10 protein-coding genes are annotated in these 13,297 nt (G+C 73.6%); 2 read left to right on the top strand and 8 right to left on the bottom strand.

Features of this window, described 5'->3' with window-relative positions:
• From NUT86_RS14840 to NUT86_RS14825, 4 genes are all read right to left on the bottom strand, one after another.
• Positions 1-2,613, bottom strand: coding sequence for a serine/threonine-protein kinase (locus tag NUT86_RS14840; RefSeq protein WP_274735651.1), 2,613 nt, complete (start codon positions 2,611-2,613; stop codon positions 1-3).
• Positions 2,610-3,932, bottom strand: a complete 1,323-nt coding sequence (locus NUT86_RS14835; protein WP_159488241.1) for a hypothetical protein — start codon at positions 3,930-3,932, stop codon at positions 2,610-2,612. Before NUT86_RS14835 ends, NUT86_RS14840 begins: the two co-directional genes overlap by 4 nt.
• 148 nt (positions 3,933-4,080) lie before the next feature.
• A complete protein-coding gene (locus tag NUT86_RS14830; RefSeq protein WP_266442101.1) occupies positions 4,081-5,097 on the bottom strand; it encodes a glutamate ABC transporter substrate-binding protein in 1,017 nt (338 codons plus the stop codon).
• A gap of 26 nt (positions 5,098-5,123) precedes the next feature.
• On the bottom strand, positions 5,124-6,497 hold the full coding sequence (locus NUT86_RS14825; RefSeq protein WP_274735647.1) for a hypothetical protein: 1,374 nt from the start codon (positions 6,495-6,497) through the stop codon (positions 5,124-5,126).
• A 260-nt stretch (positions 6,498-6,757) separates the two neighbouring features.
• On the opposite strand from NUT86_RS14825, the gene NUT86_RS14820 reads away from it, so the two are divergent.
• Both NUT86_RS14820 and NUT86_RS14815 read left to right on the top strand, forming a co-directional pair.
• Positions 6,758-7,450, top strand: a complete 693-nt coding sequence (locus NUT86_RS14820) for a FadR/GntR family transcriptional regulator (protein WP_018088303.1) — start codon at positions 6,758-6,760, stop codon at positions 7,448-7,450.
• A 165-nt stretch (positions 7,451-7,615) separates the two neighbouring features.
• A complete protein-coding gene (locus tag NUT86_RS14815) occupies positions 7,616-7,969 on the top strand; it encodes a hypothetical protein (RefSeq protein ID WP_274735645.1) in 354 nt (117 codons plus the stop codon).
• Positions 7,970-8,022: 53 nt separating this feature from the next.
• Here NUT86_RS14815 and NUT86_RS14810 read toward each other — a convergent pair whose 3' ends face one another.
• The 4 genes from NUT86_RS14810 to NUT86_RS14795 form a co-directional block, all read right to left on the bottom strand.
• Positions 8,023-9,075: an N-acetylglucosamine kinase gene (locus tag NUT86_RS14810; protein WP_274735643.1), complete on the bottom strand. Its 1,053-nt coding sequence runs from the start codon at positions 9,073-9,075 to the stop codon at positions 8,023-8,025.
• Positions 9,066-10,349: a 6-phospho-beta-glucosidase gene (locus NUT86_RS14805; protein ID WP_446750823.1), complete on the bottom strand. Its 1,284-nt coding sequence runs from the start codon at positions 10,347-10,349 to the stop codon at positions 9,066-9,068. Before NUT86_RS14805 ends, NUT86_RS14810 begins: the two co-directional genes overlap by 10 nt.
• Positions 10,350-10,719: 370 nt before the next feature.
• Positions 10,720-11,856 (bottom strand): ROK family transcriptional regulator, encoded by a 1,137-nt coding sequence (locus tag NUT86_RS14800; protein WP_159489411.1) that lies wholly within the window; start codon positions 11,854-11,856, stop codon positions 10,720-10,722.
• Positions 11,857-12,199: 343 nt separating this feature from the next.
• Positions 12,200-13,288 (bottom strand): mechanosensitive ion channel family protein, encoded by a 1,089-nt coding sequence (locus tag NUT86_RS14795; RefSeq protein ID WP_174876392.1) that lies wholly within the window; start codon positions 13,286-13,288, stop codon positions 12,200-12,202.
• Positions 13,289-13,297: the final 9 nt, after the last annotated feature.

Below are 13,297 nucleotides of genomic sequence, written 5' to 3'. Positions count from 1 at the left end.
TCACACCCACGTCCTGGGGCGGAAGCGGTTGGCCCGTTCCACCAGTTCGATCCTTTTCTCACCACGCTGTGCCAGCCGCGCCAGCAGACGGTACGACTGCTCCAGCCCGAAGCGCAGACCGCGCTCGTCCAGCGGGCTTCCGAGCAGCGCCGGCCGCTCGGAAGCGGGCGCTGCGCCGTCCGGCCCGGCACCGTGGCTACCGGAGAGTACCCAGTCCAGGGCGCTGCCCAGTACCTCGGTGGCGAGTTGTTCCCGGCGCTCGGTGTCCAGACCGAAGTCCGCGAGCGCCTCGACCTGTTCGGCGGCCGCCCGCAGATCCGCCAGCAGCGGATCGCGGGGCGGCCGCTCCCGCAGCCGGGCGCGGACCGCCGCGCTCCGCGCCGCGATGTAGTGGATGGACGACTCCGGCACGGACTCCAGCACCTCGACCGCGCCGCCGCGGTCGCCCGTCGCCAGCCGCACCCGGGCCAGCCCGAACGCGGCGCCGACATAGCTGCGGTCGGTCGCCCACACCAGGCGGTAGTACTCCATCGCGTTGTCCCACTGGCCCAGCAGCTCCGCGCAGATGCCCAGCGCCAGCTTCGGCGCCGGTTCACCGGGGAAGGCGTCGTAGACCGCGTCGAAGGCCAGCGCGGCGCTCTCGCGGTCGTCGGCCGTCAGCGACACCAGGCCGCGATGCCACACCACCCGCCAGTCCGCGCCCCACGTGGCGGGTTCGCCGCCGCCGTGCCCCGCGGCGGGCCACGGCCCGGCGGGCTCCGCCGCGATCGCCTCCAGCACCTCCCGGGCCGCCGCGCCGTCCCCTGCCTCCAGACGGGCGCGCAGCTCCCGCAGCCGGAGCTCCAGGGAGTCGGCGGGCGCGGAGCGCAGCGCACCCAGCAACTCCGCGGGCCCGGCGGCCGGCAGCCCGGCCAGCAGCCCGGCGTTGGGGTCACCCGGGTCCACCCGCGGCACCGGCAGCGCGAGGGCGGCGCCCGCGACGTCCAGGGGGCGCAGCAGCGGACCGCCGGACACGCGCTCCGCCGCGCGGGCCGGGACCGCCCCCCGCGCGCCCAGCAGCGAACTGTCGCCGTCCACCGGCGGCATCAACTCCGTGTCGGTCACCCGGAGTTCGGGCCCGAAGAGGGTCGACAGCGCGGGCCGCGGCTCCCCCGACTGGAGTGCCACCACCTCCCGCAGCACCCCCGTCAGCTGCTCGGCCATCTCCTCCGCGGAGGCGAACCGGCGCGCCCGGTCCGGGTCCGTGGCCCGCACCAGCAGCCGGTAGAACGACTCGTAGGTGCGGAACACCTCGATGTTGTCCGGATCGGGCAGCGAGTCCGCGAAGATGTTCGTATAGCCCTGGAAGTCGAAGGTGAGGACGGCGAGGGTGCGCGCGACCGTGTAGAGGTCGGAGGAGACCGACGGGCCCACAGCGGCGATCTCGGGCGCCTGGTAGCCGATCGTGCCGTAGATCGGGCTCACATGGTCGTCCATCCGGCGCACCGCGCCCATGTCGATCAGCTTGAGCTGGTCGTGCTGCTGGATGGCGTTGTCGACCTTGAAATCGCAGTAGAGGTAGCCGCGGCTGTGCAGATGGCCGAGCGCCTCCAGCGCCTCGATGCCGTACGCGCAGGCCTGCTCGACGGGCAGCGGATCGCGCCGGCCCTGCGGGGTGCGCCGGTCGTTGGCGAGGTCCTTGAGGGACTTGCCGCCGACGTACTCCATGACGATGTAGCCGTCGAGGCTGCCCGTCGTCCGGTCGAGATGCTCCACGAAGTTGTAGATCCGCACGATGTTGGCGTGCTCGATCTCGGCGAGGAAGCGCCGCTCGGACACCGCCACCGCCAGCGCCTCCTCGTCGCCGGTGTCCAGCAGCCCCTTGAGCACCACCCACCGGTCGGAGACCGCATGGTCGGTCGCCAGATAGATCCAGCCGAGCCCGCCGTGCGCCAGACACCCCACGACCTCGTACTGGCCGTGCACCATGTCACCGGGCCGCAGCTTGGGAACGAAGCTGTACGGATGGCCGCACTTGGTGCAGAACCCTTCCGTACGGTCCGGCTTTTCACCACGCGCCCGGCCCACCGGTGCCCCGCAGTCCGCACGGCTGCAGAACCGCTTGCGCTCCGGGACCTCCGGATGCTCCAGCACCGCCGTCCGCGGATCGGGCCGCGGCACCTCCGGCACCGCCACCAGCCCCGCGCCCAGCCGCCCGCGCGACGGCCCGGAGGACGCACCGCTGCCCGAGCCGTGCACCGACACCGCCGGCACCCCGCGCGTCCGGACCCCGCCGGAGCCCGCGCGCGAGAGCCGCCCGGACACCGACCGCCGCGACGGCGACGAACGGCCCGACGGCCCGCTGCCGCCGGAACCGGGACCGGACGGCGCGCTGCCGCCCGAACCCGGGGCGGGGGAGGGCACCGTCAGCAGCGCCCCGGCCGCCTCCCGCGCGGCCGTCACGCCCGCCGAAGCCCGGCCCGTCAGGCCCGTGGGCGGCGACGACAGCAGACCGCCCGGCGAGACCACCGGCGCCAGACCGCACAGGTCGCAGTACCGCTCACCGCCGCCGACATCCTCGTAACTGCCCGCACAGTCCCGCCGCTGGCAGCGCTCGTCGGCCTGCTCCGTCACGACTCCCCCCGCCCCTCCGGCGGCGGCTCCAACGCCTCCGCCGCCGCCTGCTGATAACGCCACACCGCCTGCTCGGCCGCCCGCAGATCGCACGGCGCGCTCCACAGCATCCGGCGCGCCAGGTCGTACCGCTCCGTCAGCAGCGGGTCCTCCGCCAGACCGTGGCGCGCGACCTTCGCCCGGTACGCGTCCAGCCTGCCCCGCAGCTCGGCGCGCACCGCGAGCGGCGCGGTCACCGCCGTCAACGATTCGCGGGCCCGGTGGAGTTCGTCCTCCGCCCGCTCCTCCAGACTGTCCAGCAGCGGCGAGAGCCGGTGCCACTGAGCCCGCCTGCGGTAATCGGCCGCCGCCGCCAACTGCTCGTGCAGCGCCGTCGACGGGCCGCTGACCGCCGGCACCTCCGACGCCGCGATCTTCGCCAGCACCTCGCCCCGGGCCTGCCGCGCCTCGGTCAGCGTGCGGTCCGCCCGCGACAGCACGTCCCGCAGCTGCATCAGCCGCCGCTCCGCGTCCTGCCGCACATCCAGCACCGCCGCCACCTCCCGCCGGATCTCCTCCAGCGCACGCGCCGCACGGTCATAGCGCCCGGTGTCCGGCCGGCCCCCGCCCGGCGCCGAACTCCCCGTCGACGACGACACCCAGAACGCCAGCGGATCCGCGATCACCCGCTCCCGCAGCCGCAGCAGCTCCTTTGTGATCCGCTCCAGATCGTCACCCGCCGGATGCTCCCCGGGCCGCACCCCCACCGAATGCGCCAGCGAACGCGTCCGCTGCAACTCGGCCGACAGCAGATCTATCCGGGCCGGCAGCGCCGACCAGACCGCATCGGCTGCCACGATCACATCCAGCGACCGCGCGTACAGCCCGTTCATCCGCTCGACGAGCCCCTCCAGACTGAACCGCTCGCCCAGCCCGGCCGGGCCGCCCTCCGGACCACCGTCCGCCGCGGCCGCACCCGGGACCGTCACCCCCTCGCCGTGCAGCAGCTCCGTCAGCTCCGCCAGATCCTCCGCGGACGGCCAGCGGCGCCGCTCCCGCAGCTCACGCGCCTCCTCCAGCGCGGCCGTGTACGTATCGAACAGCGACCACAGCACCGTGATCGACCGCTCCGCGGCGGCCCAGCGTTCCTTGGTGGTACCGGACAGCTCGGCGCCCTCCAGCAGCCGGCGCCCCGCGTGATCCTGCAACGCGAGCAGGGATGTCTCGATCGCCTCGTACTCGGCACCGAGCCGCTCCAGCGCGCGATCCACCTCCTCCCGGTCCAGCACCGGGGCATCGGGCCTCCCCGGAGAACCGGGGAAGGGTCCAGGGACCCCCATCGATCACCTCTCCAATACGCGTACGATGCACGGCGGTTGCGGCGACCCCGTAGCCGCTGCGGTCTGCTCCTCCCGCTTCCTCCTCCATAGTGACCTCATCCGGCCCTTCCATGGGGCGATCAGCCGCGCACACCGCTCCTTGGGGCGATCAGTCGCTGTACTCCGGCGACGGCGGCCCCGATATGCCCGGCAGGTCGTCCTCCAGCCAGGTGCGGTACGCCCGCATCCAGCGGCTGTCCGCGCCCCCGTCGCCCCGGTAGTCGTCCAGGACCTTGTTGACCCGCCGCACCAGATCCGTGTCGCCCTTGTTCATCGCCACGCCGTACGGCTCGTCCGTGAACGGCTTGCCCTTCAGCTCCACCGCCGGATCCTGCGCCGCCTGCGCCGCGGCCAGCGCATTGTCCGTGACCACCGCATCCGCCTCACCCAGCTGCAGCCGCACCAGACAGTCGAGTTGATTGGGCACCGTCAGCACCTTCGCGCCGTGCCGCCGCGCCGACAGCTCGCTCTCACCCGTCGAACCCGCCGCCGTGCACACCCGCTTGCCGCGCAGCGAATCGTCGAACGCCGTGACCTTCGACGCCTTCGGGGCCAGCACCTGCTGCCCCGCCTGGAAATACGCCGTGGAGAACGCCACCTGTTCCTTCCGCGCACAGTTGATCGTCATCGTCCGCACCACCAGGTCGACCGTGCGCCGCTGCAGCGCCGGAATCCGCTGACTGGTCGGCACCGCCTTGAAGACCACCTTGGGGTGCGGCCCCAGGATGTCCTCGGCGACCGCCCGCGCCAGCTCGATGTCGAAGCCCTCCAGCTCGCCGGTCGCCGGATTGCGGTACCCCCACCGGTAGGTGTTCTGGTCGACGCCGACGACCAACTGGCCCTTCTCCTTGATCCGTGACACCGCCGCACCGTCGTCCGGCGACGGCCGCAGACTCTCCGCGGCGTTCCGCGCCGTGCACTTCGCGACGGCCGGCCGCCCGGCCCCCGGCCCGTACGCCCGGTGCGTCACCGCCGGCGCGGCCGCACCACCACGACCGGGCCCTTCCTCCCCGGCGCCACCGCCCAGCGACGGCACCAGCACCGCCGCAGCCGCCGCCATCACACACATCCCCGCCGCGACCGGCGCCAGGACGGCACGCAGATTCACCAGCCCTCGCGCGCGCATCCTCATGTCCCCCTCACCCGGCTCCCTCACCGGTACTCCGCCAGCCTGCGCCCGATCCCCAGCACCGCGCCCACCGCCGCCAGCCCCGCCAGCACCCCGGCCCCCACCGGCAGCCCGCCCAGCGCCGCACGCCCCCCGTCCGCCGCCGACCGGAACTCCGCCTGCTCATGCACCAGCGCCCGCTGCAGCCCGGAAGCCACCCGGTCGAAGGACTCCCCGGTGGACCCCTTCGCACCGATCACCCCGTCCAGCGCCCGGTCGTAATCCCCCTTGTCGTCCGCCGCCCGCGCCTGCGCATGCCGCGCCTGCCACTGCCGGACCTGCGTCAGCGCATCCCGCACCGGACGCCGCCCCGCCTCGTCGTCCGCCAGCGCCAGCGCCGCCCCCAGCCTGCTCGTCGCCGGCGCCGCACCGCGCTCACCCGCACCCGCCAGATCCGTTATCCCCGAGCGGAAACCGGCCTCGTAGAAATCCTGCTGCCCGTCGGTCAGCACCGCACCCCGCGCCACCAGCGTCAGATTCTCGTTCCCCCGCGCCCGCAGCGCATCGATCCGCGCCTCGTTGAGCACCCGCAGCGACCGCGCCCCGTGCTCATACGACCCGGTCAGCCCCCCTCGCGCCACCGCATGCCCCGCCACCAGCCACATCAGCACCATCACGGACGCGGCCGTCGCGGCCAACAGGCCCCGGTTGAACACCCGGTTGGTCCGCCGGTAGTGCCGCCGCTGCGCCCACCCCAGCGCACCGAGCGCCACCACCCCGGACGCCAGCGCCCACCACGGCCACGCCTTGGCCGTGGAGTAGTCCGCTGCCAGCCGGTCCGTCTCCGCGTCGTACAACGCCCGTGCGGCCGGGAGGAGTTCCGTCCGCATCTGCTCATGCGCATAGCGCAGATACGCACCGCCCAGCGGCAGCCCCTGCCGGTTGTTGGCCCGCGCCGTCTCCACCAGCCCCGTATAGCGCGGCAGCCCGCCGTTGAGCTTCGCGATCTGCGCGCCCGCCCCCTCCGAACCCGCGCTGTTCGCCGACGCCTTGACCAGCAAGGAGGACGCCGTCGCGATATCGGCGGCATACCGGTCACGCGTCGCCCTGCTCTCCTCGCCACCGGCCAGGAAGCCCGCCGCGGCGGTCGTATCGGCATCCGCCAGCGAACGGTAGATGCTCGCCGCGTCCGCCGTCAGCGGCTGGCTGTGCTCCACCACATCGTCCGCGGCCGCCGCCCGGCCCGACACCTGCCAGGCCGTGACCGCACCGAACAGCACGATCAGCAGGGCCAGTACGGCACCGATCACCCGCAGCCGGCCCGGCTCGGTCGTCGCCGCGGCACGCAGCTCGTCCAGCCCCTCGGCCCAGGCCGTCCGGCGCTCCGCGGCAGGCGGCGACACGCTGCTGGTCGACACGGAACCTCCCCCTGGGGCGCTGACGGCGGGACCGGCCCCCGCGCACAGCGCCCGGGAGCGCTCACGAAAGGGACCGGTGCATGGGCAGCAGTATGTCCGCAGCCGCTGACACCCACACCGCGAATGCCCCGATCTTGTTCGGATCGCGACCCACGGACGGGCCCGCCGCACCACTGTGCCCCGCATTACAGTGGGCACAGAGTCATCAGACATCAGGTGATACCGGGCCCCGGATGTCGCGCCGAAGGGGGAGTGATCTCGTGCAGTCGGTCCGCAAGGGCAGGGTGTCGCTCGTGGAGACCGCGACCGACGAGATCCGCGGCCAGATCGTGAACGGCACCTGGCCGGTGGGCAGCCGCATCCCGCCCGAGAGCGCCCTCTCCGAAACCCTCGGGGTCAGCCGCGCCTCGGTCCGCGAAGCCGTCCGCTCCCTGGTGCACTCCGGCCTCCTGGAGCCCCGGCAGGGCGACGGCACGTTCGTGATCTCCGACGACGACAGCGCGGTCGCCCTCCGCCGCCGCCTCGAACGCGCCGAACTCAGCCATGTCACCCAGGTCCGCCAGGGCCTCGACGTGGTCGCCGCCCGCCAGGCCGCCACCCACCGTACGGACGCCCAACTCGCGGGCATCGAAGCCGCACTGGCCCGCCGCAAGGCCGCCCTCGCCGCGCACGACAGCGAGGCCTTCACCGCCGCCGACGCCGAGTTCCACGTCCTGGTCGCCGAGGCGAGCGACAACCCCGTCCTCGCCGACATCTACCGCTCCCTCAGCGCCGCCCTGCGCGAGGAACTCCGCCGCGCCGCCTGCCTGGACACCGCCACCGCGGCCCCCGCCGACCCGCACTCCCGCCTCACCGACGCCATCCGCGCCCAGGACCCCCAGGCCGCCGTGGACGCCGCCGTCCTCCTCCTGGCCGGCCACGTACGGGACCTCGCCCTCCCGCTCGACGACTGACCGGCCCCGCCGACCGCGCGCGCCCCACCTCCCCACGCCCCCCACTTCACTCCCACGCGCCGCTGCCCCACCCACCCACCTCCGACTACGCTGAGTGACGAAGCCGGGCCCTGCCTCACCCGATGAGCACGGGTCCACCGCGCCTGACGAATCGGAGGCAACGCCATGCGCCGGATCAGAAAACTCCTCGGCCCCCTCGCAGCCGCCAGGACGGGCGGCGGTCCCCCCACCTCGGACAACACCCCGTCGGTCAGAGGCTTTCTGACCATCGGCGGCACGACCTATATCGACCCCCACGGCAGCTACCCCCTCGACCACTGCCTGGACGGCTCCGCCACACTCATCGGCAACGACACCGACCACTACATCACCGTCATTACGGAGCGCGACTGTGGTGGCCCGCCTGGACCGGAGGCCCGCCACACCGAAGCACCGGGCGACGCCCCCGGCCGGGACCTCGTCCTGGCCCCGGGCGAGCGCGCGGAGACATGGCGGGGGGACAGCGTGCGGGTGGGGTGAGGTGGGGCGGGGGCGGGGGCGAGCAGGGGCTGGGGAAGAACGGGGTGAGAGGCTTAAGAGGAGGCGGGAGGCACAGAACCCAGCGGCGGAGGCTCAGCCCCCAGCTCCCTCAGCGCCCCCCCCCCCCCCCCAAACCCCCGCACCCGCCCATAAGCCCCCGCCTCCGCTCCTGCCCGGTCCAAGGTGTCGAGGGCCGCGCCCAGTACCGGCGGGGCGGTGACCACATGCGGGACCGCCTTGGGGGCGCGGTCCGCGAGGAGTTGGGTGAGCTGGTCATGGAGGAGGGGGTGCCGGGAGGCAAGGACGCCGCCGCCCAGGATGACGGGGGTGGGTTCGCCGAGGAGGCCGAGGCGCTCCAGGGCGACGCCGGCCAGGAGGGCGATCTCCTCCGCCTGGCGGGTCACGAGGGCGCGGGCGATCCGGTCGCCGGAGGCGGCGACGGCGAAGAGCACCGGGGGCAGTTCATGGCGGCGGTGGCCGGGGATGTCGTGCAGATGGAGTGCCTCGATCAGTTCCCGCATGGTGGTCAGGCCGAAATGGGCGGGCAGCGCGCGGGCCAGCTCGGTCGCCGCGCCGCGGCCGTCCTCGGCGCGGGCCGCGCACCACAGCGCCTCGTCGGCGAGGCATGAACCGCCGCCCCAGTCACCGGAGATCCGGCCGAGGGCCGGGAAGCGCGCGGTGGCACCGTCGCGTCCGAGCCCGGCGCAGTTGATGCCGGCCCCGCACACCACGGCGACGCCCACCGGCTCCCCGTCGTCCGGCAGCCCGGCCCGCAGCAGGGCGAAGGTGTCATTGCGCACGGTCACCGTGCGCGCCCACCCCCGTCCCGCGATCTCGGCGTTCAGCCGCGCCTCCTCGACGGGGAGGTCGGCGTTGGCGAGAAAGGCGGAGAGATGGCCGACGGGGCCGGCCGGCGCTCCGGCCCGCGCCAGGACGGATGCCACCAGCGGCGCCAGGACGTCGACCGCCCGCCCGGCGCCCACCACCGGCGGCCGGAAACCGCCGCCCCGCGCCGTCGCGAGCACGTTGCCGTCCACGGCCACCAGCGCCACATCGGTCTTGCTGTTGCCCGCGTCGACGGCCAGCGCCGTGCAGGTCAGGCCCACGGGAGGTGCTCCCGGTTGTGCGCGATCAGCTCGTCGGTGAGCCGGTCCGCCTGGTCGAGCTGGCCGATGAGGGGGTGGGCGAGGAGGGCGGAGAAGACGGCGTTGCGCCCGTCGGCCCGGCCGGTGGTACGGCCGTGGCGGCCCAGCAGCGCCGCTTCCAGGGCGAGTTGTTCGTAGGCGGTGACATGGGCGATCAGTCCGGCGTAGCGCGGTTCCAGGGGGCGTACGGGGAGGGGCGCGGCGCCCGTCGAGTCCACCGTTGCGGGGACCTCGATCACCGCGTCGTCGGGGAGGAAGGGGAGGGTGCCGTCGTTGCGGGCGTTGACGATCTGGACGTCTCCGGTGTCGCCCAGCAACGACGAGGTCAGCGCCACCGCCGCCTCCGAGTAGAAGGCCCCGCCGCGCCGGGACAGAAGCTCCGGCTTCTCGTCGAGCGCCGGATCGCCGTAGAGGGTGAGCAGCTGCCGCTCCAGGGCGGCGACCTCCGCGGCGCGGGACGGTTTGCCGCGCAACTCCCGTACGACGGCGTCGTGTTGGTAGTAGTAGCGCAGATAGTAGGAGGGGATGGCGCCGAGGTGGTCGAGGAGGGCGCGGGGCATCCGGACCTTGCCGGCGAGGGTCTCGCCGTGTGCCGCCAGCAGCTCCGGGAGCACGTCCTTGCCCGCGACGCGTACGGACCGTTCCCAGGTGAGGTGGTTGAGGCCGATGTGCTCCAGCTCGACCTGCTCGGGGGTGACGCCCAGCAGGGTGGCGAAGGTGCGCTGGAAGCCGATGGCGACATTGCACAGTCCGACGGCCCTGTGGCCGTGGGTGAGCAGGGCCCGGGTGACGATGCCGACGGGGTTGGTGAAGTCGACGATCCAGGCCGCGGGGTTACGGCGGCGTACCCGTTCGGCGATGTCGAGGACGACGGGGACGGTGCGCAGCGCCTTGGCGAGGCCGCCGGCGCCGGTGGTTTCCTGGCCGACGCAGCCGCACTCCAGCGGCCAGGTCTCGTCCTGGTTGCGGGCGGCCTGGCCGCCGATGCGCAGTTGCAGCAGCACGGCGTCGGCGCCGTCGGTACCGGCGTCCAGGTCGCCGGTCCAGGAGATCCGGCCCGGGTGCCCCTGCCGGGCGAAGATGCGCCGCGCCAGTCCGCCCACCAGCTCCAGCCGCTCCGTGTCCGGGTCGACGAGGACGAGTTCCTCCAGCGGCAGCAGATCACGCAGCCGGGCGAAACCGTCGATGAGTTCGGGGGTGTAGGTGGAGCCGCCGCCGACCACGGCGAGCTTGATACGAGGGCGGGGGGTGAGCCCCTGGGGAGACGTCATACAGGATCAGCCCTTCACTCCGGTGAGCGCGACGCCTTCGAAGAAGGCCTTCGGGACGAGCAGCCCGGCGCCGGCCGGGGCCACGGAGAGCCGGACAGGTCTACCCACGAGCGGCATGGCGGACTTCCTTCACGGCAGGGGGAGTTGGGGAAGTGGCGCTGTTCTTCCTTGACGCGGTCGGCGGTCGGCGGTCGGCGGTCGGCGGTCGGTGGCCGCTGGACGGTGGTGATCGGCGCCTCTGGCCGTTGGCGGGGGCGGGTGATGGATGGTGGGTGATCGTCGTCTCGGTGGTGGGGGGCTGGTGGGGCCGGGGCGCCGTGCCCGATGGCGTCCGTCAGCCGGTGGGGAACACCGCGTCGCGCGTAGCGGCGAGCGCCGTCCGCAGTGCGCCGAGGAGGATCGGATTGCCTTCTGTGCGGCTGAGGCGCAGGACGGGGCGGGGGAGCGCGAGCCCGGTGAATTCCTCCTCGACCAGGGCGCGTAGCTCCTCCCCGCCGGCCTGGGCGACCTCGCCGGACAGCACGATCAGCTGGGGGTCGACGACCGCCACCACGGCGGTGAGCCCGGTCGCCAGCCGCCGCGCGACCTCGGCGCGCACCGCGTCGTGCGCCAGCGCCCCGGCGACCGTACGGACGTCGGGTGCCCCGTACTCCCGGGCCAGTTCGATGATGCTCGGCGCGCCGACGAGCCGCTGGAAGCCGCCCCCGGCGTCCGCCCGGGCGGCGCTGCGTTCGCCGCCCCGGGACAGCGGGGCGCCGGGCAGCGGCATATAGCCGATCTCGCCCGCGCCTCCGGTGGCGCCGCGCAGCAGCCGACCGCCCAGCACGAGGGCGGCGCCGACCCCTTCGTCCGCCCAGACCAGGACGAAGTCGTCGACGTCCTGTGCGGCCCCGTCGTGCTGCTCGGCGACCGCCGCCAGATTCACATCGTTCTCCAGGGTGACCGGCATGCCCAGCGCCTCGGCCAGCTCTTCCTCCAGTGCCCGCGAGTGCCAGTCCGGCAGATGGGGCGCGTAGCGCAGCCGCCCGGTCCGCGGGTCCAGCGCGCCCGGTGTGCCGATCACCGCCCCGTGCAGCTGCCCGCGCCCCAGCCCGGCCTTGGCCAGCGCCCCGTCGACGGCCTGCGCGACCAGCTGCGCGGTCCGGTTCGGTGCGTCCTCGGCGACCGCGTCGGTGCCGACCCGTTCCTCGCCGAGCACCTGCCCGGTGATGTCGGCGACCGCGGCGGTGATCCCCTGCTGATCGACGGCGAGCGCGGCGACGTGCGCGGCCGTCGGATTGATCTCGTAGAGCTGGGCGTTGGGCCCCGGCCGTCCGGTCACATTGCCGGTGGTCCGCACCAGGCCCGCGGCCTCCAGCCGGGCCAGCAGCTGTGAGGCGGTGGGCTTCGACAGTCCGGTCAGTTCCCCGATCCGGGTACGGGTCAACGGGCCCTGCGACACCAGCAGATCGAGCGCGGCACGGTCGTTCATGGCCCGCAACACCCGCGGTGTCCCGGGGAGGCGCCGCACCGACTGTCCACCGGCCATGACCGTCACCCCGTTCACCGGCGGCCGGGACGACCGCGAGTCTCTGTGAAAACGTCTCTGTTAGGAAACTTTCCCATCGGTGTCTGGACGGTAGGCCGTGCTCCGGAGCGGCGTCAATGGGCCGAGCGGGGGAGCGGCTCAAGGAAGGGGAAGCCGGGCGCTCCGGCCGGCGAAAGGGGAAGGGAAGAGGGGCGCACCGACACCCGGTCGGTACGCCCCTCCCTTGTTACGGGAGCCCTCAGGCCGCTTCCCTTGTCACGGGAGCCCTCAGGCCGTTGCCACCCGCCTACTTCCCCAGCTTGGACGGCGACGCGATCGGGTTCGTCGCCAGGGACTGGGGGGACAGCGGGTTGTTGAGGGCCGAGGGGGCGGCCATACCGGCGGCGGGGTCGTTGGCCTCCGCCACCTCGTCCTCGGGGAGCGGGCGGGGGGCCAGGTGGACGCCGGCGGCGTCCAGGGCGTGCTTGATGCGCCAGCGCAGTTCGCGCTCCACGCCGAGGGCCTTGCCGGGCATGGTCTTGGCGGAGACGCTGATGGTGACCGTCTCCAGGTGCACCTCGCTCAGGCCGAGGACCTCCACCGGCTCCCACAGCTGCTCGTTCCAGGGCTCGGCCTTGGACATCTCCTGGCCGGCGGTGGTGATGGTGTCGCGGGCCCGCTCCAGGTCCTGGTTGGCGGCGATCACCACGTCGACGGCGGCCGTGGACCAGCCCTGGCTGAGGTTGCCGATCCGCTTGACCTCGCCGTTGCGGATGTACCAGATCGCGCCGTTGGGGCCGCGCAGCTTGGTGACGCGCAGGCCGACCTCGATGACCGTACCGGTGGCGACCCCGGCGTCGATCTCGTCGCCGACGCCGTACTGGTCCTCCAGGATCATGAAGACGCCGGAGAGGAAGTCGGTGACGAGGTTGCGGGCGCCGAAACCGATGGCGACACCGGCCACACCGGCGCTCGCCAGCAGCGGCGCAAGGTTGATCTTCAGGACGGAGAGCACCGTCAGGGCGGCCGTGCCCATGATCACGAAGGAGGCGACGCTGCGCAGCACCGAGCCGATGGCCTCGGAGCGCTGCCGGCGTCTCTCGGCGTTGACGAGCAGTCCGCCCAGCGCGGTGCCCTGGGCGGCGGCCGCGGTGCGGTTCATCCGCTCGATGAGCTTGGTGATGGTGCGGCGGATCACATGCCGCAGCACCACGGCGATCACGAGGATCAGCAAGATCTGCAGGCCGGACGTGAGCCACGTCCCCCAGTTCTCCTGCACCCATCCGGCGGCGTTGGTGGCCTTCTCCGTGGCGTCGTCGAGGGACGCCGGGCCGGATGAGCCGGGTGTGGCGGCGCTCAGGTGCGCGGCAGCGACCGGCGAAGCGGACCAGAACACAGTCGAACC

The sequence above is a fragment of the Streptomyces sp. G7(2002) genome, assembly GCF_028870195.1.
Classification (GTDB): Bacteria; Actinomycetota; Actinomycetes; order Streptomycetales; family Streptomycetaceae; genus Streptomyces; species Streptomyces nigrescens.
The sequence above is the reverse complement of the archived record's forward strand: the minus strand, read 5'-3'. Positions and strand labels throughout refer to the sequence as shown.